Origin of the sequence: Mycobacterium sp. AT1 (assembly GCF_002043095.1) — a bacterium.
GTDB lineage: Bacteria > Actinomycetota > Actinomycetes > Mycobacteriales > Mycobacteriaceae > Mycobacterium.
The window spans coordinates 167090-187884 of record NZ_MVOC01000048.1; the positions used below are offsets into that span (position 1 = coordinate 167090).

At 69.4% G+C, this 20795-nt stretch carries 24 protein-coding genes; 20 read left to right on the plus strand and 4 right to left on the minus strand.

The features are described from left to right. Positions 1–2 precede the first annotated feature (2 nt). The 18 genes from B1790_RS22365 (at position 3) to B1790_RS22450 (ending at position 14966) form a co-directional block, all read left to right on the plus strand. The gene (locus B1790_RS22365; RefSeq protein ID WP_079925445.1) at positions 3–1655 is read left to right on the plus strand and encodes a bifunctional uroporphyrinogen-III C-methyltransferase/uroporphyrinogen-III synthase; all 1653 of its coding nucleotides are present in this window, start codon (positions 3–5) and stop codon (positions 1653–1655) included. 11 nt (positions 1656–1666) lie between these two features. After that, a complete protein-coding gene (gene hemB / locus B1790_RS22370; protein WP_079925446.1) occupies positions 1667–2647 on the plus strand; it encodes a porphobilinogen synthase in 981 nt (326 codons plus the stop codon). After that, a complete protein-coding gene (locus B1790_RS22375; RefSeq protein ID WP_369832397.1) occupies positions 2644–3096 on the plus strand; it encodes a hypothetical protein in 453 nt (150 codons plus the stop codon). Before hemB ends, B1790_RS22375 begins: the two co-directional genes overlap by 4 nt. Before the next feature lie 69 nt (positions 3097–3165). Continuing rightward, complete coding sequence (locus B1790_RS35065; protein WP_079925447.1) at positions 3166–3528, plus strand: hypothetical protein; 363 nt, start codon at positions 3166–3168, stop codon at positions 3526–3528. After that, positions 3525–3992, plus strand: a complete 468-nt coding sequence (locus B1790_RS22385; RefSeq protein WP_079925448.1) for a DUF3093 domain-containing protein — start codon at positions 3525–3527, stop codon at positions 3990–3992. The genes B1790_RS35065 and B1790_RS22385 overlap by 4 nt, the downstream gene beginning before the upstream one ends. Next, positions 3989–4219, plus strand: coding sequence for a hypothetical protein (locus tag B1790_RS22390; RefSeq protein WP_079925449.1), 231 nt, complete (start codon positions 3989–3991; stop codon positions 4217–4219). Before B1790_RS22385 ends, B1790_RS22390 begins: the two co-directional genes overlap by 4 nt. A gap of 63 nt (positions 4220–4282) precedes the next feature. After that, complete coding sequence (locus B1790_RS22395) at positions 4283–5137, plus strand: oxygenase MpaB family protein (protein ID WP_079925450.1); 855 nt, start codon at positions 4283–4285, stop codon at positions 5135–5137. Continuing rightward, on the plus strand, positions 5124–5717 hold the full coding sequence (locus B1790_RS22400; RefSeq protein WP_079925451.1) for a TetR/AcrR family transcriptional regulator: 594 nt from the start codon (positions 5124–5126) through the stop codon (positions 5715–5717). The genes B1790_RS22395 and B1790_RS22400 overlap by 14 nt, the downstream gene beginning before the upstream one ends. A gap of 44 nt (positions 5718–5761) precedes the next feature. Beyond that, positions 5762–6028 (plus strand): hypothetical protein, encoded by a 267-nt coding sequence (locus B1790_RS22405; RefSeq protein ID WP_198952091.1) that lies wholly within the window; start codon positions 5762–5764, stop codon positions 6026–6028. An 11-nt stretch (positions 6029–6039) separates the two neighbouring features. Continuing rightward, positions 6040–6525 carry a pyridoxamine 5'-phosphate oxidase family protein gene (locus tag B1790_RS22410; protein ID WP_079925453.1) on the plus strand — a complete coding sequence of 162 codons (486 nt, stop codon included), beginning with the start codon at positions 6040–6042 and terminating at the stop codon, positions 6523–6525. Between the two features lie 43 nt (positions 6526–6568). Beyond that, entirely contained in the window at positions 6569–7963 is a 1395-nt protein-coding gene (locus B1790_RS22415; protein ID WP_079925454.1) for a cytochrome P450, read from the plus strand. A 31-nt stretch (positions 7964–7994) separates the two neighbouring features. After that, positions 7995–9308 (plus strand): glutamate-1-semialdehyde 2,1-aminomutase, encoded by a 1314-nt coding sequence (hemL, locus tag B1790_RS22420; protein ID WP_079925501.1) that lies wholly within the window; start codon positions 7995–7997, stop codon positions 9306–9308. Positions 9309–9343: 35 nt separating this feature from the next. After that, positions 9344–9931 carry a histidine phosphatase family protein gene (locus tag B1790_RS22425; protein ID WP_079925502.1) on the plus strand — a complete coding sequence of 196 codons (588 nt, stop codon included), beginning with the start codon at positions 9344–9346 and terminating at the stop codon, positions 9929–9931. A 5-nt stretch (positions 9932–9936) separates the two neighbouring features. Beyond that, the gene (locus B1790_RS22430; RefSeq protein ID WP_233165263.1) at positions 9937–10512 is read left to right on the plus strand and encodes a TlpA disulfide reductase family protein; all 576 of its coding nucleotides are present in this window, start codon (positions 9937–9939) and stop codon (positions 10510–10512) included. Positions 10513–10520: 8 nt separating this feature from the next. Next, positions 10521–11315: a cytochrome c biogenesis CcdA family protein gene (locus B1790_RS22435; protein WP_079925503.1), complete on the plus strand. Its 795-nt coding sequence runs from the start codon at positions 10521–10523 to the stop codon at positions 11313–11315. Further along, positions 11312–12886, plus strand: coding sequence for a cytochrome c biogenesis protein ResB (locus tag B1790_RS22440; RefSeq protein ID WP_079925456.1), 1575 nt, complete (start codon positions 11312–11314; stop codon positions 12884–12886). The genes B1790_RS22435 and B1790_RS22440 overlap by 4 nt, the downstream gene beginning before the upstream one ends. Continuing rightward, complete coding sequence (ccsB, locus tag B1790_RS22445; RefSeq protein WP_079925457.1) at positions 12883–13863, plus strand: c-type cytochrome biogenesis protein CcsB; 981 nt, start codon at positions 12883–12885, stop codon at positions 13861–13863. The genes B1790_RS22440 and ccsB overlap by 4 nt, the downstream gene beginning before the upstream one ends. Then, a complete protein-coding gene (locus tag B1790_RS22450) occupies positions 13860–14966 on the plus strand; it encodes an AAA family ATPase (protein WP_369832401.1) in 1107 nt (368 codons plus the stop codon). The genes ccsB and B1790_RS22450 overlap by 4 nt, the downstream gene beginning before the upstream one ends. Positions 14967–14999: 33 nt before the next feature. On the opposite strand, the gene B1790_RS35070 is transcribed toward B1790_RS22450, so the two are convergent. Further along, on the minus strand, positions 15000–15161 hold the full coding sequence (locus B1790_RS35070) for a hypothetical protein (RefSeq protein ID WP_185934645.1): 162 nt from the start codon (positions 15159–15161) through the stop codon (positions 15000–15002). A gap of 112 nt (positions 15162–15273) precedes the next feature. On the opposite strand from B1790_RS35070, the gene B1790_RS22455 reads away from it, so the two are divergent. Together B1790_RS22455 and B1790_RS22460 are read left to right on the plus strand one after the other, a co-directional pair. After that, positions 15274–15552, plus strand: coding sequence for a DUF4229 domain-containing protein (locus B1790_RS22455; protein ID WP_079925458.1), 279 nt, complete (start codon positions 15274–15276; stop codon positions 15550–15552). Beyond that, positions 15530–16615 carry an aminotransferase class V-fold PLP-dependent enzyme gene (locus B1790_RS22460; protein WP_079925459.1) on the plus strand — a complete coding sequence of 362 codons (1086 nt, stop codon included), beginning with the start codon at positions 15530–15532 and terminating at the stop codon, positions 16613–16615. The genes B1790_RS22455 and B1790_RS22460 overlap by 23 nt, the downstream gene beginning before the upstream one ends. Before the next feature lie 7 nt (positions 16616–16622). On the opposite strand, the gene B1790_RS22465 is transcribed toward B1790_RS22460, so the two are convergent. From B1790_RS22465 to B1790_RS22475, 3 genes are all read right to left on the minus strand, one after another. Beyond that, positions 16623–17270 carry a hypothetical protein gene (locus tag B1790_RS22465; protein ID WP_079925460.1) on the minus strand — a complete coding sequence of 216 codons (648 nt, stop codon included), beginning with the start codon at positions 17268–17270 and terminating at the stop codon, positions 16623–16625. Positions 17271–17284: 14 nt separating this feature from the next. Then, the gene (locus B1790_RS22470) at positions 17285–18154 is read right to left on the minus strand and encodes a 1,4-dihydroxy-2-naphthoate polyprenyltransferase (protein WP_079925505.1); all 870 of its coding nucleotides are present in this window, start codon (positions 18152–18154) and stop codon (positions 17285–17287) included. Between the two features lie 26 nt (positions 18155–18180). Next, positions 18181–20795 (minus strand): arabinosyltransferase domain-containing protein (locus B1790_RS22475; RefSeq protein WP_142271447.1); only part of this gene is annotated, 2615 nt, incomplete at its 5' end.

Sequence of the window (20795 nt, forward strand, 5' to 3'; positions counted from 1 at the left end):
GGATGACGACCCGAGGGCGCAAGCTGAAGCCCGGCCGCATCACGTTCGTCGGTTCAGGCCCCGGTGATCCGGGCCTGCTGACGACGAGGGCGCGCACGGTTCTAGCCAACGCGGCACTGGTCTTCACGGACCCTGACGTACCCGAGGCGGTGCTCGCCATAGTTGGCTCCGAGCTGCCGCCCACGTCGGGGCCTGCGGAGGCGGCCGCAGCGGTGGACGACACCGCGACCACCGCTGCCATACCAGCCGCGGCCACGATCCCCGGCGGCGCGGATATCCGCCCCGCACTAGGCGATCCGACCGAGGTCGCCAAACTTCTGATGCACGAGGCGCGCACCGGGGTGGACGTCGTGCGACTGGTGGCGGGGGACCCGCTGTCGGTTGACTCCGTCATCACCGAAGTCAGCGCGCTGTCGCGCACGCAGGCGCAGTTCGAGATCGTGCCGGGCCTCTCGCCCGCCGCCGCGGTGCCGACCTATGCGGGTCTGCCGCTCGGCTCGTCGCACACCGTTGCCGACGTTCGTGGTGACGTGGACTGGGCTGCCCTCGCGGCGGCGCCGGGACCACTGATCTTGCACGCCACCGCATCTCACCTTCCGGATGCGGCGCGCACCCTGATCGAATATGGGCTGACCGAGTCGACGCCATGCGTCGTCACCGCCAATGGCACGACGTGCCAGCAGCGTTCGGTCGAGTCCACGCTGTCGGGGTTGCTCGACAAGGCCACGCTGGTCGCCGCCGAGTCGACGGGACCGCTCAATGGCCCGCTGGTCGTCACGATCGGCAAGACCGTGTCCAACCGCGCCAAGCTGAACTGGTGGGAGAGCCGCGCACTGTACGGCTGGACCGTGCTGGTGCCGCGCACCAAGGACCAAGCCGGCGAGATGAGTGACCGACTGGTCGGCCACGGCGCCCTGCCGATCGAGGTGCCGACGATCGCCGTCGAGCCGCCCCGCAGCCCCGCGCAAATGGAAAGGGCCGTCAAGGGTTTGGTGGACGGCCGGTTCCAGTGGGTCGTCTTCACCTCCACCAACGCCGTGCGTGCGGTGTGGGAGAAGTTCAACGAGTTCGGCCTCGACGCCCGCGCGTTCTCCGGGGTGAAGATCGCCTGTGTCGGACAGGCGACGGCCGACAAGGTCCGCGCCTTCGGCATCAACCCCGAGTTGGTGCCCTCCGGTGAGCAATCGTCGCTCGGCCTGCTCGACGAATTCCCGCCGTACGACGACATCTTCGATCCGGTGAACCGGGTGCTGCTGCCCCGTGCAGACATCGCCACGGAGACCCTCGCCGAGGGGCTGCGCGAGCGTGGCTGGGAGATCGAGGACGTCACCGCCTACCGCACCGTGCGTGCGGCGCCGCCGCCAGCGCAGACGCGCGAGATGATCAAGACCGGCGGCTTCGACGCGGTGTGCTTCACCTCGAGTTCGACCGTGCGGAATTTGGTTGGCATCGCGGGCAAGCCGCACGCGCGGACCATCGTCGCGTGCATCGGGCCCAAGACCGCTGAGACCGCAGCCGAATTCGGGCTCAGGGTCGACGTCCAGCCGGAGACGGCTGCCGTCGGTCCACTGGTCGAGGCGTTGGCCGAGCACGCCGCACGACTCCGTGCCGAGGGCGCCCTGCCACCACCGCGCAAGAAGAGTCGCCGGAGGTAACGGAGGCCGGCATGCCGTACCCCAACCACCGCCCGCGCCGTTTGCGGTCGACACCTGCAATGCGTCGACTCGTCGCGCAGACGTCCCTCGAGCCGCGGCACCTGGTGCTTCCGATGTTCGTCGCCGACGGCATCTCCGAGCCGCGCGCAATAGAGTCGATGCCGGGAGTGTTTCAGCACACCCGTGATTCGCTTCGCAAGGCGGCTGCCGAGGCCGTCGCCGCCGGTGTCGGCGGGCTGATGCTGTTCGGTGTGCCGACCGACGGCGACAAGGACGCGACGGGGTCTGCCGGGGTTGCCGAGGACGGCATCCTCAACGTGGCGCTGCGCGATCTGGCGTCCGATCTCGGCTCCGACACGGTGCTGATGGCCGACACGTGCCTCGACGAGTTCACCGATCACGGACATTGCGGTGTGCTGGACGTCCGCGGCAGGGTGGACAACGATTTGACGAACGCGCGCTACGTCGAACTCGCCGTCGCACAAGCCAATTCGGGTGCCCACGTGGTGGGTCCGAGCGGCATGATGGACGGTCAGGTCGCCGCGATCAGGGAGGGTCTAGACGCTGCGGGCCACGCCGACGTGGTGATCCTGGCCTACGCCGCGAAGTTCGCCTCCGGTTTCTACGGCCCGTTCCGTGAGGCCGTCGGCTCGAGCCTGCAAGGTGACCGCCGGACGTATCAGCAGAACCCCGGCAACGCGCGGGAGGCGCTGCACGAAGTCGAACTCGACATCGACGAGGGTGCCGACATCATCATGGTCAAGCCGGCGATGGCCTACCTCGACGTGGTGCGCGCCGCCGCCGAGATTTCGCCGGTTCCGGTTGCGGCGTATCAGGTTTCAGGTGAGTACTCGATGATCTGTGCCGCCGCGGCCAACGGGTGGATCGATCTTCGTACGGTCGCGCTCGAGACGTTGACCAGCATCCGCCGAGCCGGCGCCGACATCGTGCTGTCCTACTGGGCGACCGACGTCGCGGACTGGCTGGCGTGACCGGACCATTCCAGGGCCCGCCGCCCGGCCCGCCGGTGGAGGAGACCGGGCCGGTCGCCCGTCCCGACGACGTCGACACCGGCTTCTGGCTGTGGCTGGTCGCGACGACCGTGATGGTGATCGGCTACGTCGTGGACCTCGCGACGCTGCCCGTGGCCGGACCCGGCGCGGTGGTCTACGGGGTGTCCGGGATCTTCCTCTTCGTCGTCGCATCGGTCGTGGTGACGTTCCTGTTCCTGATGCGCGAGGGGTACCGCTGGGCGCGCACCCTGCTCACCGGGGGTGGGGCCGGGACGATCGTCTACGTGCTCACCAACCTGTTCGGTGTCGACCGGCCCGCGGTGGCGGCATTCGTCTTCGCGGTGACCGCGATCATCGGGGCGGTGTGCGTCGCGGGCGGCGTCTATCTGTTGCATCGCAAGGATGCGGACGCCTTCTTCACGCGCTGAGCGTGCCGCTAGGCTGACCCGACCATGCCCGACTCGCCAGTGCCAGATACCACTCGTCGTCCGCGTACCGTGACTACGGCCTTTTGGTGCTGGATCGTCGCCGCCGTCTTCGCCGCGGCCTTCGGCATGCTCATCTCCACCTTCACCACCGCGGTCGTGTTCCAGGTGGCCGGGTTGATCCTCGTCGTCGTCGGCCTGGCGCAGGGCTTCCTTGCGGGGCGGGCGCGCAAGGGCTCGAAGCGTTTCGCAAGTGCCGCAGTGGGCTTGGCGATGGCGGCGGTGGCCTATCTGGGAGTGCTGCTGGTGTTCGCAGGCATCGCCCCCGTCGGCGTCCTCATCGTCGCGGTGATCATGGTCCTGTTCATCACGGGGTCGGCGATGAACCAGCGGCCAACGGCTCAGCACTGGTACGACGCCCAGGACCGCCCGTGAGCGCCGATCCCGAGATCCTGTTTCACGAGCCGGGTGCCACCCTGTGGTGGTTGGCGGCCGGTCCGGTGGCCGCGGCGACGATGATGTTCATCCAGGTGTCGTCTGGCTACGGCTGGCAGCCGCTGCTGCCGGGAGTATTCCTGGTGCTCGTCACGGGATTCCTTGGGCTGCAGGTGAAGGCGGCTCGCATCCATACGTCGGTGGAGCTGACGCCGGAGTATCTGAGGCAGGGAGCCGAGACCATTCTCATCTCGGAGATCGTCAGGGTCTATCCAGAGGCCGACGGCCCGGAACTGCCCGCGTGGCAAGCCTCCCGGGCGTTGGGCGAGCTGACCGGTGTGCCGCGCGGTCGCACGGGCATCGGCGTGAAGCTCACCAGTGGTCGCCGTGCGCAGGCGTGGGCGCGCAGGCATCGACAGCTGCGGATCGCACTGGTCTCGGTCGTCGAGAGGGAGGCGGCGTGAAGCTGCGCCCCGTGGTGGAACTGGTGCTTGCCGCGCTGGCCTTGGTGGGTTGCGTCCTGAGCTGGGTGGCGGCCAGGTCCGCCGCCGTGGCCGCCCCCGTCATCTCCTCCGAGCCGTCGATGCCCACGGTGACCTACGACGCGTCGTTCATCGTGTTGGCGATGCTGCTGTTGACGGTGGCCGCGGTGTTCGCCGTGCTCGGAATCGTCGGACTTCGACGCCGCTGACCTTGGGTGAGCCCGCTCACACCAGCTTTGGTACAAAGTACGAAATCTGTAACACTGTGTCGTATGACCGAACTCGCCGAGAACGACGCGCCCGCCGACGCCCTTCCGCTCGGCCCCGAATCGCTGGTGTGGAAGTACTTCGGCGACAACCGGATGTACCTGATCGGCCCGCGGCCCGCCGTGCTGCAGAACATGTTGGCCGAGCTGGGCCAGGGCGTGCTCGACCACTCGGTGTTCTTCGCCGACACGGCAGCCCGCGTCAAGCGGTCGATCCCGCCGATCATGATGACGGTGTACGGCGCCGAGGGCTCGGGCGAGGGCACGCGTGTTCGTGACTTCCACAAGGACATCAAGGGGGACATGCCCGACGGCCACCGCTATTCCGCCCTCAACCCGGACACCTACTTCTGGGCGCACGCCACGTTCGTCGAGCAGGTGCTGTACTTCGCCGACACGTTCGTCAAGCGGCTGACCGACGACGAGAAGGAACGGATCTACCGCGAATCGAAGACGTGGTATCGGCGTTACGGTGTCAGCGACCGGCCCATGCCCGCCGATTACGACGGCTTCCAACGGTATTGGGACCGCATGATGGACCAGATCGTGGTGGCCCACCCCACCGCCCGGTATGGCGTCGGCTACGTCACCAAGGGCTTTCCCCGGCCGAAGGGTGTCTCGCCTCTCGCGTGGCGGCTGGTGTCCCCGGTGTTCAACCCCGTCGCGGCGTTCCTCACCACGGGCGGCATGCCGCCTCGGGCCCGGGATCTGCTTGAGCTGCCATGGGGTCCCGGACGCGAGCGGGCCTACCAGGCCTTCGCGGCAGTGTGGCGGTCGAAGCCGGTGAACTGGGCGTGGGATCGACTGCCGATGACGGTGCGCTACAACAAGTTCGCTCAGGTCGGCTATGCCCGCGGCTGAATCGGCGACGGAAGCGATCCTCGACGCGGCGCTCGTCGAGTTCGAGCGGCACGGCTTCCAGCGGGTGGCACTCGACGACGTGGCCCGCCGGGCGGGAGTCAGCCGCACCACCATCTACCGCAGGTTCGCCAACCGCGACGAGCTGGTGGCCGCCGTCATCGAACGCGAGAACGTCGTGCTGTTCGCCGACATCGCAGCGGAGTTGAAGGGTGCCGCGAAGCCGGCGAACTACTACGTCGAGGCGTTCACGCAGTCGATCCTGATGTTCCGCAGGCACCGGGTGCTCAACCAGATGATGACCGACGAGCCCGCGCTGGTGCTCGAACTGGCTCGCAGGCACTACGGCGCGGCGATCGAGCGGATGGCCGACGCGTTGCGCGTGATCTTCCCGGCGGGGTTCGCCGACCGGATCGGGGCTGCCGCAGTCGACGACCTCGCCGACACGATCCTGCGCTACGCCGCGGTGGTGCTGTTGTTGCCGAGCGCGGAGCGGCTCGACACCCCCGATGAGCTTCGCGCCTTCGCCGAGCGGCACTTCGTCCCCAGCCTTCCGGCAGCGCTGCGCGCGGTGCCGGTGTAGCTGGCGACTGTTTCGCAGATCACACTTTTGGGCAGCCCATGGGCATGGGAGACGACGAGCAGGGCACGATTCCGAAGCCAGACGTGACCGACGAACACCGCGAGAAGGCCAAGGAGATGGCCAAGGCCTACGAGGACGACCGTCCGACGATCGGTCTGCCCGGCTCGAGCAACACCGTGACTGGCCAGGCGGTCGCCGATTGGGTCGACGAGGACGGCAATCCCAAGTTCGGCGAGGTTGAGAACGGTGAAGGCGTCAAGCGCGAGGACGTCATGGGTGTCCGCCAGAAGAACATGGGTGACGACGACTGAGTGAGGACCCGATGGCACCGCTCGACCAGGTCGCTCCGGTCTTTCGCGACATGGCCCACCAAATCGTCTGGGCGTCGGTGGCGACCGTCGACCGCGACGGCCGACCGCGTTCCCGCATCCTGCACCCCTACTGGGAGTGGGACGGCACCGATCTGATCGGCTGGATCGCCACGGTGCCGACGCCGGTCAAGCGTGCGCACCTCGAGGCGCATCCCGAGGTCTCGGTCAGCTACTGGACGCCCAGCCACGACACCTGCAGCGCCGAGTGCGCGGTGCAGTGGCACCTCGACGACGACACCCGCCGGGCGGTGTGGGACACGTTCGCCACCGCGCCGGCGCCGGTCGGGTACGACCCGCTCATCATCCCGATGTGGAGTGACGGGCCGACGTCGGATCAGTTCGCCGTGCTGAGGCTGGCGCCCCGTCGGCTGCGGGTGATGGCCGGGACCGTGATGACCGCTGGCGTTGGCGAGCCGCTGGTCTGGACGGCGTCCTAGCGTCGCTTTGCCGTTTGCCAGCGATCCAGACCACAATGCCCCCATGGTCGTGTCGGACGTCAGTCGACTCCCCAAGGTGCCGAAGAATCCGCTGTCGCTGCTGAAGCTGCTCGAGGCGGTGCGGGTCTTCAACACCGGGGGCGAGGTGATCAGTGCGGCGGGTGGCCCGGTGACCAGAATCGAGTTCGGGCCGAAGTGGCTGATGCCGCCGCTGGTGTTGGTGACCTCGCCGGCCGGGATCGGCGACGTGCTTGCCCGCAACCACGTGCTCGGCGAGCGGTGCATCGTGCACGACGAGGTTCGCCACTTGGCGGGCGACAGCCTGTTCGTCCTGCCCAACGAGCGCTGGGTGCCGCGCAAGCGGGCTCTTCAGCCGGTGTTCACCAACCACAACGTGCGCCGCTTCGGTGGCCACATGTCCCGGGCGGCGCAAGAGCTGGTCGACGACTGGCGCGTTGCCGGGCTGGACGGGGGCCTGGGCGTCGACCTCGACCTGGCGTGCCGCCGCCTGACCATGCAGTCGCTGGGGCGTTCGATCCTCGGCGTCGACCTCAACGAGCGGGCCGACGTGATCGCCGAGTGCATGCACGTCGCCTCGGGCTACGCCGCCGACCGGGCGCTTCGGCCGGTGCGCGTGCCGAGGTGGCTGCCGACACCTGCGCGCCGGCGCGCCCGCACGGCCGTTGCCACGATGCTGCAGGTCGCCGACGAGATGTTGCAGGCCTGCCGCGCGGACCCCGATCGCGACGCTCCGCTGGTCCGGGCGTTGATGGCGGCGGCGGATCCGGTGACGGGCGCGGCGCTGTCGGATCGCGACATCTGCAACGACCTGCTGATCTTCATGCTTGCGGGGCACGACACGACGGCGACGGCGCTGACGCACTCGCTGTGGTCGCTGGGACACCACCCCGAGCTGCAGGACCGGGTCGCCGCGGAGGTCGCCGCGATCGGCGCCCGCGAGTTGACCCCCGCCGACGTGCCCCGGCTCACCTACACCCGCCAGGTGCTCAACGAATCGCTGCGGTTGTGCCCGCCCGCGGCCGGTGTCGGCCGCTTGGCACTTGAGGACTTCGAGGTGGCCGGCTACCGGGTGCAGGCGGGCAGCATCGTCGCCGTCGGCATCCAGGCCGTGCACCGCGATCCCGCGCTGTGGACCGACCCGATGACATTCGACCCGGAGCGGTTCGCCCCCGAGGCGGCGGCCACGCGTCAGCGCTGGCAGTTCGTTCCGTTCAGCGGCGGTCCGCGGTCCTGCATCGGGGAGCACTTCGCGCTGCTGGAGACGACGCTGGCGTTGGCGACGATCGTCTCCTCGGTGGAGATCCGCTCGCTCGACGCCGACTTTCCCGTCGAGGTGCCCTATACGACGGTCGCCAAGGGGCCGATCCCGGCGCGGCTGGTGGCGCGGCGACGGGATACTCCTACACCCTGTAGTTGACGGCAGGGGGCCGACTGGGACACTGGTGGGCATGCGTGCTGACCCAAAGGCGACCACCTCGGCACGGCTCTTCGCCGAGGCGTCCGTCGTCATTCCCGGCGGGGTCAACTCGCCGGTCCGTGCTTTCAACTCGGTGGGTGGGACGCCGCGGTTCATCACCAAGGCCGCGGGCTCCTGGCTCACCGACGCCGACGACAACCGCTACGTCGACCTGGTCTGTTCGTGGGGGCCGATGATTCTCGGTCACGCGCACCCGGCCGTCGTTGAGGCGGTGCAGCGGGCGGCCGCCGACGGGCTGAGCTTCGGGGCGCCGACACCGTCGGAGAGCGAGCTGGCCCGCGAGATCGTCGGCCGCGTCGCCGCGGTCGAGAAGATCCGGTTGGTCAACTCCGGCACCGAGGCGACGATGAGCGCGATCCGGTTGGCCAGGGGCTTCACCGGACGGGCGAAGATCGTCAAGTTCTCGGGCTGCTATCACGGTCACAGCGACGCACTGCTGGCCGACGCAGGCTCCGGCGTCGCGACGCTGGGGCTGCCGTCGTCACCCGGTGTCACCGGTGCGGCGACCGTCGACACGATCGTGTTGCCCTACAACGACATTGGTGCCGTGGAGCAGGCGTTCGCCGAGTTCGGCGACGACATCGCCTGCGTCATCACCGAGGCCGCGGCGGGCAACATGGGCACGGTGCCGCCGCTGCCCGGCTTCAACGCCGCGCTGCGCCGGGTCACCGCCGAGCACGGCGCGCTGCTCATCCTCGACGAGGTCATGACGGGGTTCCGGGTCAGCCGGTCCGGTTGGTACGGGCTGGATCCCGTCGACGCCGACCTGTTCGCGTTCGGCAAGGTGATGAGCGGCGGCCTGCCTGCCGCCGCGTTCGGCGGGCGTGCCGAGGTGATGGAGCGGCTCGCTCCGCTGGGGCCGGTCTACCAAGCGGGCACGCTGTCGGGCAACCCGGTCGCGATGGCCGCTGGCCTTGCCACGCTGCGCGCCGCCGACGACGCCGTGTATGCCGCACTGGACGCCAACGCCGATCGTCTGGCCGGTTTGCTCACCTCCGCGCTGACGGAAGCGTCGGTGGCGCACCGTATTTCGCGGGCCGGAAACATGCTCAGCGTCTTCTTCGCCGAGGAGCAGGTGGTGGACTTCGCCGGGGCCAAGGCCACCGAGACGTGGCGTTTCCCACCGTTCTTCCACGCCCTGCTCGACGCGGGCGTCTATCCGCCGTGCAGCGCCTTCGAGGCGTGGTTCGTCTCGGCGGCGCTCGACGACGACGCGTTCGACCGCATCGCGTCCGCCCTCCCCGCCGCGGCCCGTGCCGCAGCCGAAGCGCAGAGGCCCGCGTGACCGACGTCGACCCCCGCAAGACCGTCGTGCACGTGATGCGCCACGGCGAGGTGTACAACCCGGACAAGATCCTCTACGGCCGCTTGCCCGACTTCCACCTCTCCGAGAAGGGTCGCGCCCAGGCGGCGCGGGTGGCCGACTGGTTGGCGACCCACGACGTCACCTACGTCGTCGCGTCGCCGTTGGAACGCGCGCAGGAAACGGCCGGACCCATCGCGGCAACGCATGGGCTGGCGATCGACACCGACGGCGATCTCATCGAATCGGAGAACGTCTTCGAAGGCGAGCGGGTGTCCCCGGGGGACGGCGCGCTGCGCAACCCTCGCAACTGGTGGCACCTGCGCAATCCCCGCAGCCCGTCGTGGGGCGAGCCGTACGCGCACATCGCCGAGCGCATGCAGGCAGCGCTGTTCCGGGCCAGGGACAAGGCAATTGGCCACGAGGCGGTGTGCGTCAGCCACCAGCTGCCGACGGCGACGCTGCGGCGCTCGCTGACCGGTCAAACGCTGCACCACCTGCCCACCGCGGCGAACCGGATGTGCAACCACGCGTCGCTGACGTCGTTCTACTTCCACGACGAGGCGTTGGTCGGCTGGAGTTATTCGGAGCTGGCTGGCCAGTGAGGCGGTTGGCGGCTTCTCTGGTGTTGGCGGCGGTGCTGCTGACCGGATGCGCGACCGGTGACGACGCGGTCGCCCAGGGCGGCACGTTCGAATTCGTGGCGCCGGGCGGCAAGACCGACATCCTGTACGACCCGCCGGACAGCCGCCACCGCCCCGGCAAGATCAGCGGCCCACTGCTGACGGACCCCGCCAAGACCGTCTCGGTCGACGACTTCGCAGGCAAGGTCGTGGTCGTCAACGTGTGGGGGCAGTGGTGCGGGCCGTGCCGTTCGGAGATCCCCGAACTGGAGAAGGTGTACGAGGCCACCCGCGCCAAGGGCGTTGAATTCTTGGGCATCGACGTCCGCGACAACAACCGTGACGCCGCAGTCGACTTCGTCACCGACCGCAAGGTCACCTACCCGTCGATCTACGACCCGGCCATGCGCACCATGATCGCCTTCGGCGGCAGATATCCGACGACGGTCATTCCGTCGACCGTCGTGCTGGACCGCAAGCACCGCGTCGCCGCGGTGTTCCTTCGCGAGCTGCTGGCCGAGGATCTGTTGCCCGTGGTGCAGAAACTGGCTTCGGAGAAGTGACGGGCGAAATGACCGTTCTCGCGGCTGGTCTCGACCAGGTCGGCACCCTGGTGTCGGCCGGTCCATTGGTCCTCGCGGTTCTCGTCAGCGTGCTGGCCGGGTTCGTGTCGTTCGCCTCGCCGTGCGTGGTGCCGCTGGTGCCCGGTTACCTGTCCTACCTCGCGGCCATCGTCGGGGTGGACGACCGTGACGCCTCCGCGGTCGCGGTGAAGACGGCGCGGCTGCGCGTCCTCGGGGCGGCCGCCCTGTTCGTGGCCGGGTTCACGGTGGTGTTCGTGCTCGGCACCGTCGCGGTGCTCGGCTTGACCACCACGCTGCTGATCAATCAGCTTCTGCTGCAACGCATTGGCGGGGTCGTCACCATCCTGATGGGGCTGGTGTTCATCGGCTTCGTCCCGGCGCTGCAGCGCGAGGCGCGGTTCACCCCCAAGTTGTTGTCCACGATCGGTGGCGCCCCGCTGCTCGGCGCGGTGTTCGCCCTCGGGTGGACGCCATGCCTCGGCCCGACGCTGACGGCGGTGATCGCCGTGGCTTCGGCCACCGATGGAAGCAACGTGGCAAGGGGCGTCGTCCTCGTCGTCGCCTACTGCCTTGGGCTGGGAATCCCGTTCCTGCTGTTGGCCTTCGGGTCGGCGGGCGCGGTGCGGGGCCTTGGCTGGCTGCGCCGTCACACCAGGACCATCCAGATCTTCGGCGGCGCGTTGTTGATCGTCGTCGGCGTCGCCCTGGTGACCGGGGTGTGGGCGGACTTCATCTCCTGGGTGCGCGACGCGTTCGTCAGCGACGTGCGGTTGCCGATATGAGGGTGCTCAAACGCCTTGGCGCATATGCCAGGAACACCTGGCGCGCCCTGACCTCGATGGGCACTGCGCTGGCGCTGCTGTTCCTGCTCGCACTCGCGGCCATCCCCGGCGCACTGGTGCCGCAGCGCAGCCTCAACGCGGCCAAGGTCGACGAGTACCTCGCCGAGCACACGCTGATCGGACCGTGGCTGGACCGGTTGCAGGTGTTCGACGTGTTCTCCAGTTTCTGGTTCACCGCGATTTACGCGCTGCTGTTCATCTCGCTGGTGGGGTGTCTGACGCCGCGGTTGGCCGAGCACGTCCGCAGCATGCGGGCCACTCCGGTCGCCGCGCCGCGAAACCTCGCCAGGCTGCCCAAGCATCAGACCCTCGTCGCGGCCGGGGACGTGGACACGGTCGCGGCCGGGGTCGAGGAGCGGCTGAAGGGCTGGCGAAAGACGAGCCGCCAGGAGGGCGACGTCGTCGAAATCTCGGCTGAGAAGGGCTATTTCCGCGAGTTCGGCAACATCGTCTTCCACTTCTCGCTGCTCGCGCTGTTGCTCTCCATCGCCGCAGGCAAGCTGTTCGGTTACGAAGGCAACGTCATCGTCGTGGCCAACGGCGGGCCCGGGTTCTGCTCGGCCTCACCGGCCGCGTTCGACTCGTTCCGGGCGGGCAACACCGTCGACGGCACTTCTCTGAGTGCGATCTGCTTGCGCGTCAACGACTTCGACGCCGAGTACCTGCCGAGCGGGCAGGCGCTGAGCTTCGCGGCCAACGTCGAATATCAGGCCGGCGACGACCTGACCAGCGACACGTGGCGCCCCTACCGGCTCGAGGTCAACCACCCGCTGCGCCTCGGCGGGGACCGGCTGTACCTGCAGGGCCACGGGTACGCCCCGACATTCACCGTCAGGTTCCCCGACGGCCGCACCCGCACGCAGACGGTGCAGTGGCGACCCGACGACCCGATCACGCTGCTGTCGTCCGGCGTCATTCGTGTCGACCCGCCCGCGGGCACCTATCCCGACGCCGGTGAGCGGCGCAAGAACCAGATCGCGATCCAGGGCCTCTTCGCGCCGACCGAACAGCTTGACGGCAAGTTGTTGTCGTCGAGCTTCCCCGCGCTGCGGGATCCCGCGGTGGCCATCGACGTCTATCGCGGCGACACCGGTCTTGACACCGGCCGCCCGCAGTCCCTGTTCACCCTCGACCCGCGGCTCATCGAGCAGAAGCGGCTCACCAAGCAGGTGCGCGTGAACCTCAAGGCGGGTGAGTCGACCCGGCTGAACGACGGGACCGTGGTCACCTTCGACGGCGCGGCACCGTTCATCAACGTGCAGGTCTCCCACGACCCGGCTCAGATCTGGGTGCTGGTGTCGTCGATGACGATGATGGCCGGGCTGCTGGTGTCGCTGGTGATACGACGGCGCCGCATCTGGGTTCGGGTTTCCCCGGCGTCGCCGGGTACCGTTGACGTCGAGCTGGGCGGCCTCGCGCGCACCGACAACTCCGGTTGGGGCGACGAGTTCGAGAGGTTGACGGCGCGGCTGGTGCCCTCGGCGGAAGAAGGCGGGAGAGAACGCGCATGACCCCCCACATCGACATTGGGCTGGCCCGGTACTCGGATCTGGCGTTCACGTCCACGATCGTCGTGCTGGTCATCGCCCTTCTGCTGTTGGCCGTCGAACTGGCCTACAGCGGAAGCCGCAAGGCCGACGCCCGCGAGCTAGTGACCGCCAATTCGGCCGCCGTCGCCGCGGACAGCGGCACGCCCGGTGTCGTCGTCGACGCCCCCAGACGTCTCGTCGACGAGCGGATCGGGCGGGCCGGCCTGGCGTTGGTGTACGTCGGGACGGCGATGCTGTTGGCGTGCATCGTGCTGCGCGGTCTTGCGACCTCACGCGTGCCCTGGGGCAACATGTACGAATTCATCAACCTGACGTGCTTCTGCGGGTTGGTGGCGGCGGCCGTCACGCTGCGTCAGCCGAAGTTCCGGGCGCTGTGGGCGTTCGTGTTGCTGCCGGTGCTGATCCTGCTTGCGGTGTCGGGAAAGTGGCTGTACTCCAACGCCGCACCGGTGATGCCCGCGCTGCAGTCCTACTGGTTGCCCATCCACGTGTCGGTGGTCAGCCTCGGCTCGGGGGTGTTCCTGGTCGCGGGCGTGGCGAGCATCCTGTTCCTTGCCAAGATGTCACCGCTGGGCGACCCCGGCCGTACGGGTCGGCTGGCCGCCGTCATCGCGCGGCTGCCCGACGCCCAGACGCTGGACCGAATCGCCTATCGCACGACGATCTTCGGGTTCCCGATCTTCGGTTTCGGCGTGATCTTCGGCGCCATCTGGGCCGAGGAGGCGTGGGGCCGGTACTGGGGCTGGGATCCCAAGGAGACCGTCGCGTTCATCGCCTGGGTCGTCTACGCCGCCTATCTTCACGCCCGCTCGACGGCGGGGTGGCGTGACCGCAAGGCCGCCTGGATCAACGTCGTCGGATTCGTCGCGATGGTGTTCAACCTGTTCTTCATCAACCTGGTCGTGACCGGGTTGCACTCCTACGCAGGGGTGGGCTGAGGTTGATCCGGGCGTCCGAACCACAGAGTTTCCGCGCGCAGCAGCGATTCAGTGACCCCTCCCAAGCGATCCCGCCGGAGTGGACCGCGCCGACCCCGCCGCACGGCATGCCCGTCGTCACGCTGCCACCGACGCAGCCGGCGCCGTCGCCCGAGCCCGACGCGACGCCGCCGTACCTCGACCTGTCGACCGTGGCCCTGTTGGGCCAGCCCAAGCGCACGCCGAGCGCTGGCTGGCGGCGCTGGCTCTATCTGGGTTCGTTCACCCTGGTCAACCTCGGGGAGGGCAGTAAGGCCATCCGCCGCAAGGAGCTCACCGCGCAGGCCAGTCGGCCGCTTCGCGGGTGCTACCGGATCGCCATGCTGTCGCTGAAGGGCGGCGTCGGAAAGACCACCATCACCGCCACCCTCGGTGCGACGTTTGCCTCAGCGCGAGGGGACCGGGTCATCGCGGTGGACGCCAACCCCGACCGCGGCACGCTCAGCCAGAAGGTGCCCTTGGAGACGCCGTCGACCGTGCGGCACCTGCTGCGCGACGCCGAGGGCGTCAACAGCTACAGCGACGTCCGCAACTACACGTCGCAGGGTCCGAGTCGGCTGGAAGTGCTTGCCTCGGAAAGTGATCCGGCCGTTTCCGAGGCGTTCAGCAGCGACGACTACAAGCGCACCCTCGAGGTGCTCGAGCGCTACTACAGCCTGGTGCTCACCGACTGCGGCACGGGCATGCTGCATTCGGCCATGTCGGCGGTGCTGAACAACGCCGACGCGTTGATCATCGTCAGCTCGGGTTCGGTCGACGGTGCCCGCAGTGCGTCGGCGACGCTGGACTGGCTCGACGCCCACGGCTATCAGCAGTTGGTGGTCGATTCGATCGCCGTGATCAATGCGGTTCGGCCGCAATCGGGTCGGAATGGTTCGCGGGTCGACCAGAGCAAGGTCGTCGACCACTTTTCGCGCAGATGCAAGGCGGTGCTTCAGGTGCCGTTCGATCCGCACCTCGAAGAGGGGGCGGAGATCAGCTTGGAGCGGTTGAAGCCGGAGACGCGCGACGCCTTCACCGAATTGGCGGCGGTCGTCGCGAGCGGTTTTCCCGGCACCCGCTAGGCACGCACCGTAACCGCCAAAGACACCGAACCCCTAGCGAGGATCCTTGCCGTGGTTGAGCCGATTGAGGAACTCGGGATCGTCGTCGGGCCCGATGGTCCTCGTTCTCGGCCGGTTGGCAGTCGCGCGTACCAGGCGCCAGGCCCCATAGGCCAGACCCGCCAGGATGACGACGAGGAGAACGAACTGAAGCACAAAAACCTCCTTGCAGTAAATAATACGCGTCGTCGGTAGGCTCGGGTTCGTGTCTAGTGCTGCAGAGGGTGGAAGCGACGCGACTCGGGCGGCGACGCGCCCCGGATCGCGAATGGTTCTCGACGTCCTGGTCTACACGATCGCTCGGATCCTGCTGGTCGCCGTCCTCGCCGCCGCCATCTACTTCGGCGGAAAGGCGCTCGGCATCGGCGAGTTCCCGATCGTCATCCCCATGTTGTTCGCGATCGTCCTGGCACTTCCGTTGGGAATCTGGCTGTTCGCCCCGCTGCGCAACCGGGCCACCGCCAGCATCGCCGTGTTCGACGAACGTCGCCGCCAGGACCGCGAACAACTGCGGTCCCGCTTGCATGGCGACAACCCCCGCAAGTAGTGACCGAATCGTGACGAAGACGCCCCGGTCCGCCTTTGGAGCTCAATTCGTCGGTGCGGCAGGTTTTCTCAACTCCTCGACCTACGGGCTGCCGCCCACCTTCATGTTCGACGGTCTCGCCGAGCGCATGGGGGAGTGGCAGTCCGGCATCATGGACGTCCCCTCGTTCGACCAGTCGGTCGACCGTGGGCGCGCCGCGTATGCGGAGCTCGTCGGGGTGGCCGTCGACTCGGTGACGATGGGGGGCAGCGTGTCGGCCCTGCTGGGTCTCGTCGCGTCGGCCGTTCCCGACGGAGCCAGGGTGGCCACGCTGACTGGCGAATTCACCAGCACCACCTTTCCCTTCGCCGCTCAGGCGGTCCGCGGCGTGACCGTCACCGAGTTGCCGGCCGACGAGCTGATCGCCACTGCTACGGACTACGACGTGGTGACGGTGAGCTTGGTGCAGTCGGCCACCGGTGAGGTGCTCGACGTCGACGGATTGCGGGCGGCGGTGGCGGGCACCGGCACCGTGACCGTGCTCGACGCGACCCAGGCGGTCGGCTGGAAGGTGCTCGACCTCGGCTGGGCCGACGTCACCGTCGCCGCGGTGTACAAGTGGCTGCTCGCGCCTCGGGGTACGGCCTGGATGTCGTTGAGCGACAGGGTCTCTGCGCGCATGACGCCGCACCTTGCCAACTGGTACGCCTGCGAGCAGCCGTGGTCGTCGATCTACGGCCTGCCGCTGCGGCTGGCCTCGGACGCCCGCCGGTTCGACACCTCACCCGCGTGGTTCGGCGTGTTCGGGGCGGGCTTGACCATGCCGTGGTTGGCATCGCTGGATCGCCACGACGTCGAGGCGCACTGTCTGGGGCTGGCCACCCGGCTGCGCGCCGAGTTCGACCTACCGAGGGTCGACTCCGCGATCGTGTCGCTGCCGTTCCCCGACGCGGCGTCGGCAGCGGAGCGGATGACGGCGGCCGGTATCCGGGCGTCGGTCAGGGCCGGCGCGGTGCGGGTCGCCTTCCACCTCTACAACACCGAGGACGACCTTCAGCTGCTCCTCGACGCGCTGGCCGGATAAGCGCGAACTACCCGTCGAGCTCTCCGGCGATCCCGCGCTCGATGCCGACCCGCGTGGTGGGCGGCAGCACGACCAGTCCGTCGAGCTCCTTGCCCGCCAGTTCGTAGGCCTGCTCGCGCTCGTGCTGTGTTGCCGCGGTGTCCGACGCGACGCTCAGCAGGCTGCGGGCGCGGGCGATCCGCTGTTGCTGCTCGGCGGTGAAGTCGCTGCGGCGCCGGCGGACGGCCTCGGTCTCGGCCGCGTCGAAGGCCGTGGTGTAGTCCTCGACGGCCGCGAGGTACTGGGCGGCCGCTTCGCGGTCGTCGACCAGATCCTCGGCCTTGCCGGGGCGCAACAGGTCGGCCCGCAGTTTGGCCTTGTGGAACTCCGTCGTCAGCGGTGCCCGCAGGTCGGTCATCAGCGGGAAGTCGAGCAGCTTGCCCGTGTCGAGCTCGTACTCCAGCCACCGCGTGTCGGTGCGCGCGTGTTCTTCCAGCGTGCGGGTGACGATGCGCCACAGTGCCGCCGGATTGGTCGGCGCGGGCTGCTCCTCCTGCGGGGCTGGTGCGGCCGAGGTCCCCTGCACCCGCTTCCATACGCTGATCCCCGCGAACACGACGCCGGCTACGGGGACGAGCATCAGCAGAAGCTCCGCCAACCGGAACACGATGCCCATGAAGCCAGGATGCCCTAGGACAGCGCCAAGGCGGTCGCGACGGCGATCGACCACACCAGCATCGTCAGGCCGGTGTCGCGCAGCACGGGGATCAGGTCCTTGCCGCCGAGGCCGGACCGCACGGGGGCGGCGGCCCGCACCGCCAGCGGCAGCGCCACCAGACCGACCGCGCACCACGGCGTCGCAAGCATCAGCACCAGCGTCAGCACGAAGGCCAGTGCGACGAGCACCTGGAACAGCAGCCGGGTGCGGCGGTCGCCGAGACGCACCGCCAGCGTGATCTTGCCCGAATCCGTGTCGGTCGGGATGTCACGGAGGTTGTTGGCAACCAGCACGGCCGACGACAGGGCGCCGGTCGCGACGGCGAGCGCGGCACCGACCCAGTCGACTCGACCCGCCTGGGTGAACTGCGTGCCGAGGACGGCGACCAGACCGAAGAACACGAACACCGCGATCTCGCCGAGGCCGATGTACCCGTAGGGCTTCGACCCTCCGGTGTACAGCCAGGCCCCCGCGATGCACACCGCGCCGACGGCGATCAGCCACGGTTGGCTGACCAGCGCCAGCGCCAGGCCCGCCGCGGCGCCGACGCCAAGGCTGAGCCCGGCTGCGATGGCGACGGCGCGGGGTGAGGCCAGCCGGGACCCGACCAGGCGCAGCGGCCCGGCGCGCACGTCGTCGGTGCCGCGGATGCCGTCGGAGTAGTCGTTGGCGTAGTTGACGCCAACGATCAACGCCAGCGACACCACCAACGCGAGAAGCGCCTTCCACCACACCGCGTCCCCGAGCCACGCCGCTGCTCCCGTGCCCGCGATGACCGGGGCGACGGCGTTGGGCAACGTGCGTGGACGGGCGCCCTCGACCCACTGCGCAAGACTTGCCACGCCGGTCATCGTCGCATGGGTGGCGTTCACCGCTCGGGTGGCAGGTGCTCGACGCCGCCGATGCCCGGTACCAAGGTGCGGGTCACGGTCCTGCTGTAGGCGTCGCGCGCTTGTTCGTTGGGGATGTCGCCGGACAGCTTCACGGCGCCCCAGTCGACGTCGGGCCGGCCGACGAGCCGGCTGGGAATCTCGTGCAGGGTGCCGAACACCGTCAGGGCGGCGAAGACCCCGCCGATGTCCCGGCGCCGGTCCTCGGTTAGGAACGGCCGCGGTGACTCGATCACCGCCAGCGGCGTCGTCGCCACGCCGGCCCGCACCGTCGCGATGTCGTGGACGCAGGGAAACAGAAACGCCATGGGCCAGCTGATCAGCACCGGCCCCTTGTCCGCCAGGAACTCGGTGAGCCTGATGGACGACCTCAGCCGGGGGCCGGTGAAGGCCAGCCAGCCGAGGGCGTCGGTCCGGCCGTCGACCGCGTGGATGCGCATCCGGTCCGCACCGGAGGGGATGACGGCGGCATCGACGCCAAGGGAGCGCCAGAGGGGGTGGGCCGGATCCTCGTCGGAGGCGGGCCGGTCGACGGGAGTGCGGTCACCGAGCGGGGCGACACCGCCGCCGTCGGCCCGGCCGAACTCGAAGGCCAACTGGTTGCCGCCGTCGGTACGACCCGCGACCGACACGGTGACTCCGCCGTTGGCGGGCTGCGGCGGGAGCACGAACCAAGGGCTCGTCATGCTGCCGGTCGCCTGGACGTCGGGAGCGTGGCTGCCCCAGAGGAACGTCGACGCTCCGGTGCCCGGTGGGTCCGGTGGCGGGGCGTCGGCCGGGTAGCCGGTTTGCCGGTCGAAGCCGGCCAGCTGCTCGCCGGCCTCACTCGACGGGGCCAGTCTCGGCCCGTCGGGCAGTACGTCGACGTCGTCGGCCAGGCCGCACACCCGGGTGCCCGCGACGCGGTCCAGGTTGATCTTCGCGAGCGAACCCTCGGGCCGTCGCAGCGGCGCGGCGACGAAGGAGCCCAGCAGCAGGACGAGCACGACGCCGACGGCGGTCAGCGTCGTGACCGCGGGGCCGGCCGCCGGGGCCCGCGCGAGGCGGCGGCGGTAGAGCAGTACCGAGACCACGACGACCGCGGCGAGCCACGGCCACGGCTGGTTCAACGGAAGGCCAAGCGGCCGTGGTGGTTCCGACGGCCACGGCACGTCGTAGACCACGGGCAACCACCACGCGTTGGGCCCGTCGAGCGCCACCGCGGCGGCGCCGATCAGCAGCGCGGTGCCTGCGACGCCCACGACGGTGAGGTACCGGTTGGGAGTGCGGGCGCGGCGCGTCACCAGCACCACCCCCACCGTCAGCAGCGCCGCGATCGGCCCCGCCGCCGCCCCAAGGTGATAGGACCACTTCGAGGGCGACACCGCGAACAGCAGCAGCGCGACCACCGCCACCGCGGCCATCCGCAGCGCCGCGCGACCGACGAAGTCACGGTGCGCCCGTGGCAACGCCAACAATCCGACGACGGGAATCATGGCCGCCGTCAACAGGATTGGCATCCGCTTCGCGGCGCTGCCCTGCTGATCCGACCCCAGGAGGTAGCGGTACCGATCGGGTTCGTCCCACCACGGCAGCGCCGGGCCGAAGAAGGTATGCCAGTCGCTCGCGATCAGCAGGGCGTCCCACGTCTGGTCGGCGAAGACGGCGGTGAGTCCAACGGCGGCGACGCAACTCAGCGCCGCGACGTGGGCGGCCAGCTGCCACCGGGTGGGCGAGGCGGCCCGCAGTGCCGCCAGCAGGCGGGGAGCGAACACCACGATGGGCGCCAGCACCAGGAGGCCGTTGGGGCTGATGGGCACCGTCAGGCCGACGGTCAGCGCCAGCAGAGCCAGCTCGCGCGGGCCGCGCGCCCGCATCGCCAGCGACAGCGCCACTACGACCGCGAGCGCGACGTAGGACTCCGGCCGCGTGCCCAGGTTGAAGGGCAGCCAGGCGGCGAGCAGGCAGACCGCGGCGAGCGACCGCACCCGTCCCGTCGCCGCGCGGACCGGCAGCGCAGCGCCCAGCACGCCTCGGCTGAACACCAGCCACGTGGCCACGGCCAGCAGCGTGCTCGGAAGCCGCAGCCACAGGGGTGCAATGCTCACCACTGTCCACGGGGCGAGCAGTTCCTGGCTGAACGCGAACGGCACCTCGGCGGCGTTCCACCAGCGGTAGTAGTTCCCGGGGTTACCGGTCGCGGCGACGTTGCGCGCGATAGTCGACGCCCATCCGTCGTCGACGGCCAGCGGTCCGATCACCGCCCACGCCGCCAGCGTCGCGACGACGCCGACGTCGACCCACCACGACAGGCGCCACCGCAGGCGGCGGCCGGGGCGGGACGGCCGGACGAGCAGCACGAGGACGCCGACCACGGCCGCGAGCTGAACGCCGATCAGGCCGTACTTCAGCGCACTCGGTGAGGTGCTGAACGGATCGGCGACCTCCATCGTCACGGCCAGCCCGGCCGCGTCGGCCGGGTCGAGATCGGTGTCGAAGCCGAACACCTGCGGAACCGGCTCGCCGGGGAGGTCCGTGCGCCGTCCGTCCGGCGCGTCGACGCTGACTCCGTCGCGTCCCGCGGTCACCATCACGCGGCAGTCCGCCACCGTCG

Bases quoted from the DNA above. Each gene is read 5' to 3' on its own strand.
- B1790_RS22425 (WP_079925502.1), top strand. From the start codon at position 9,344: ATGCGCCACGGCGAGGTGTACAACCCGGACAAGATCCTCTACGGCCGC.
- B1790_RS22435 (WP_079925503.1), top strand. From the start codon at position 10,521: ATGACCGTTCTCGCGGCTGGTCTCGACCAGGTCGGCACCCTGGTGTCG.
- B1790_RS22365 (WP_079925445.1), top strand. From the start codon at position 3: ATGACGACCCGAGGGCGCAAGCTGAAGCCCGGCCGCATCACGTTCGTC.
- B1790_RS22460 (WP_079925459.1), top strand. From the start codon at position 15,530: ATGGCGACAACCCCCGCAAGTAGTGACCGAATCGTGACGAAGACGCCC.
- B1790_RS22415 (WP_079925454.1), top strand. From the start codon at position 6,569: ATGGTCGTGTCGGACGTCAGTCGACTCCCCAAGGTGCCGAAGAATCCG.
- B1790_RS22400 (WP_079925451.1), top strand. From the start codon at position 5,124: ATGCCCGCGGCTGAATCGGCGACGGAAGCGATCCTCGACGCGGCGCTC.
- B1790_RS22465 (WP_079925460.1), bottom strand. From the start codon at position 17,270: ATGGGCATCGTGTTCCGGTTGGCGGAGCTTCTGCTGATGCTCGTCCCC.
- B1790_RS22405 (WP_198952091.1), top strand. From the start codon at position 5,762: ATGGGAGACGACGAGCAGGGCACGATTCCGAAGCCAGACGTGACCGAC.
- hemL (WP_079925501.1), top strand. From the start codon at position 7,995: ATGCGTGCTGACCCAAAGGCGACCACCTCGGCACGGCTCTTCGCCGAG.
- B1790_RS22455 (WP_079925458.1), top strand. From the start codon at position 15,274: ATGGTTCTCGACGTCCTGGTCTACACGATCGCTCGGATCCTGCTGGTC.
- B1790_RS22395 (WP_079925450.1), top strand. From the start codon at position 4,283: ATGACCGAACTCGCCGAGAACGACGCGCCCGCCGACGCCCTTCCGCTC.
- hemB (WP_079925446.1), top strand. From the start codon at position 1,667: ATGCCGTACCCCAACCACCGCCCGCGCCGTTTGCGGTCGACACCTGCA.
- B1790_RS22410 (WP_079925453.1), top strand. From the start codon at position 6,040: ATGGCACCGCTCGACCAGGTCGCTCCGGTCTTTCGCGACATGGCCCAC.
- ccsB (WP_079925457.1), top strand. From the start codon at position 12,883: ATGACCCCCCACATCGACATTGGGCTGGCCCGGTACTCGGATCTGGCG.
- B1790_RS22440 (WP_079925456.1), top strand. From the start codon at position 11,312: ATGAGGGTGCTCAAACGCCTTGGCGCATATGCCAGGAACACCTGGCGC.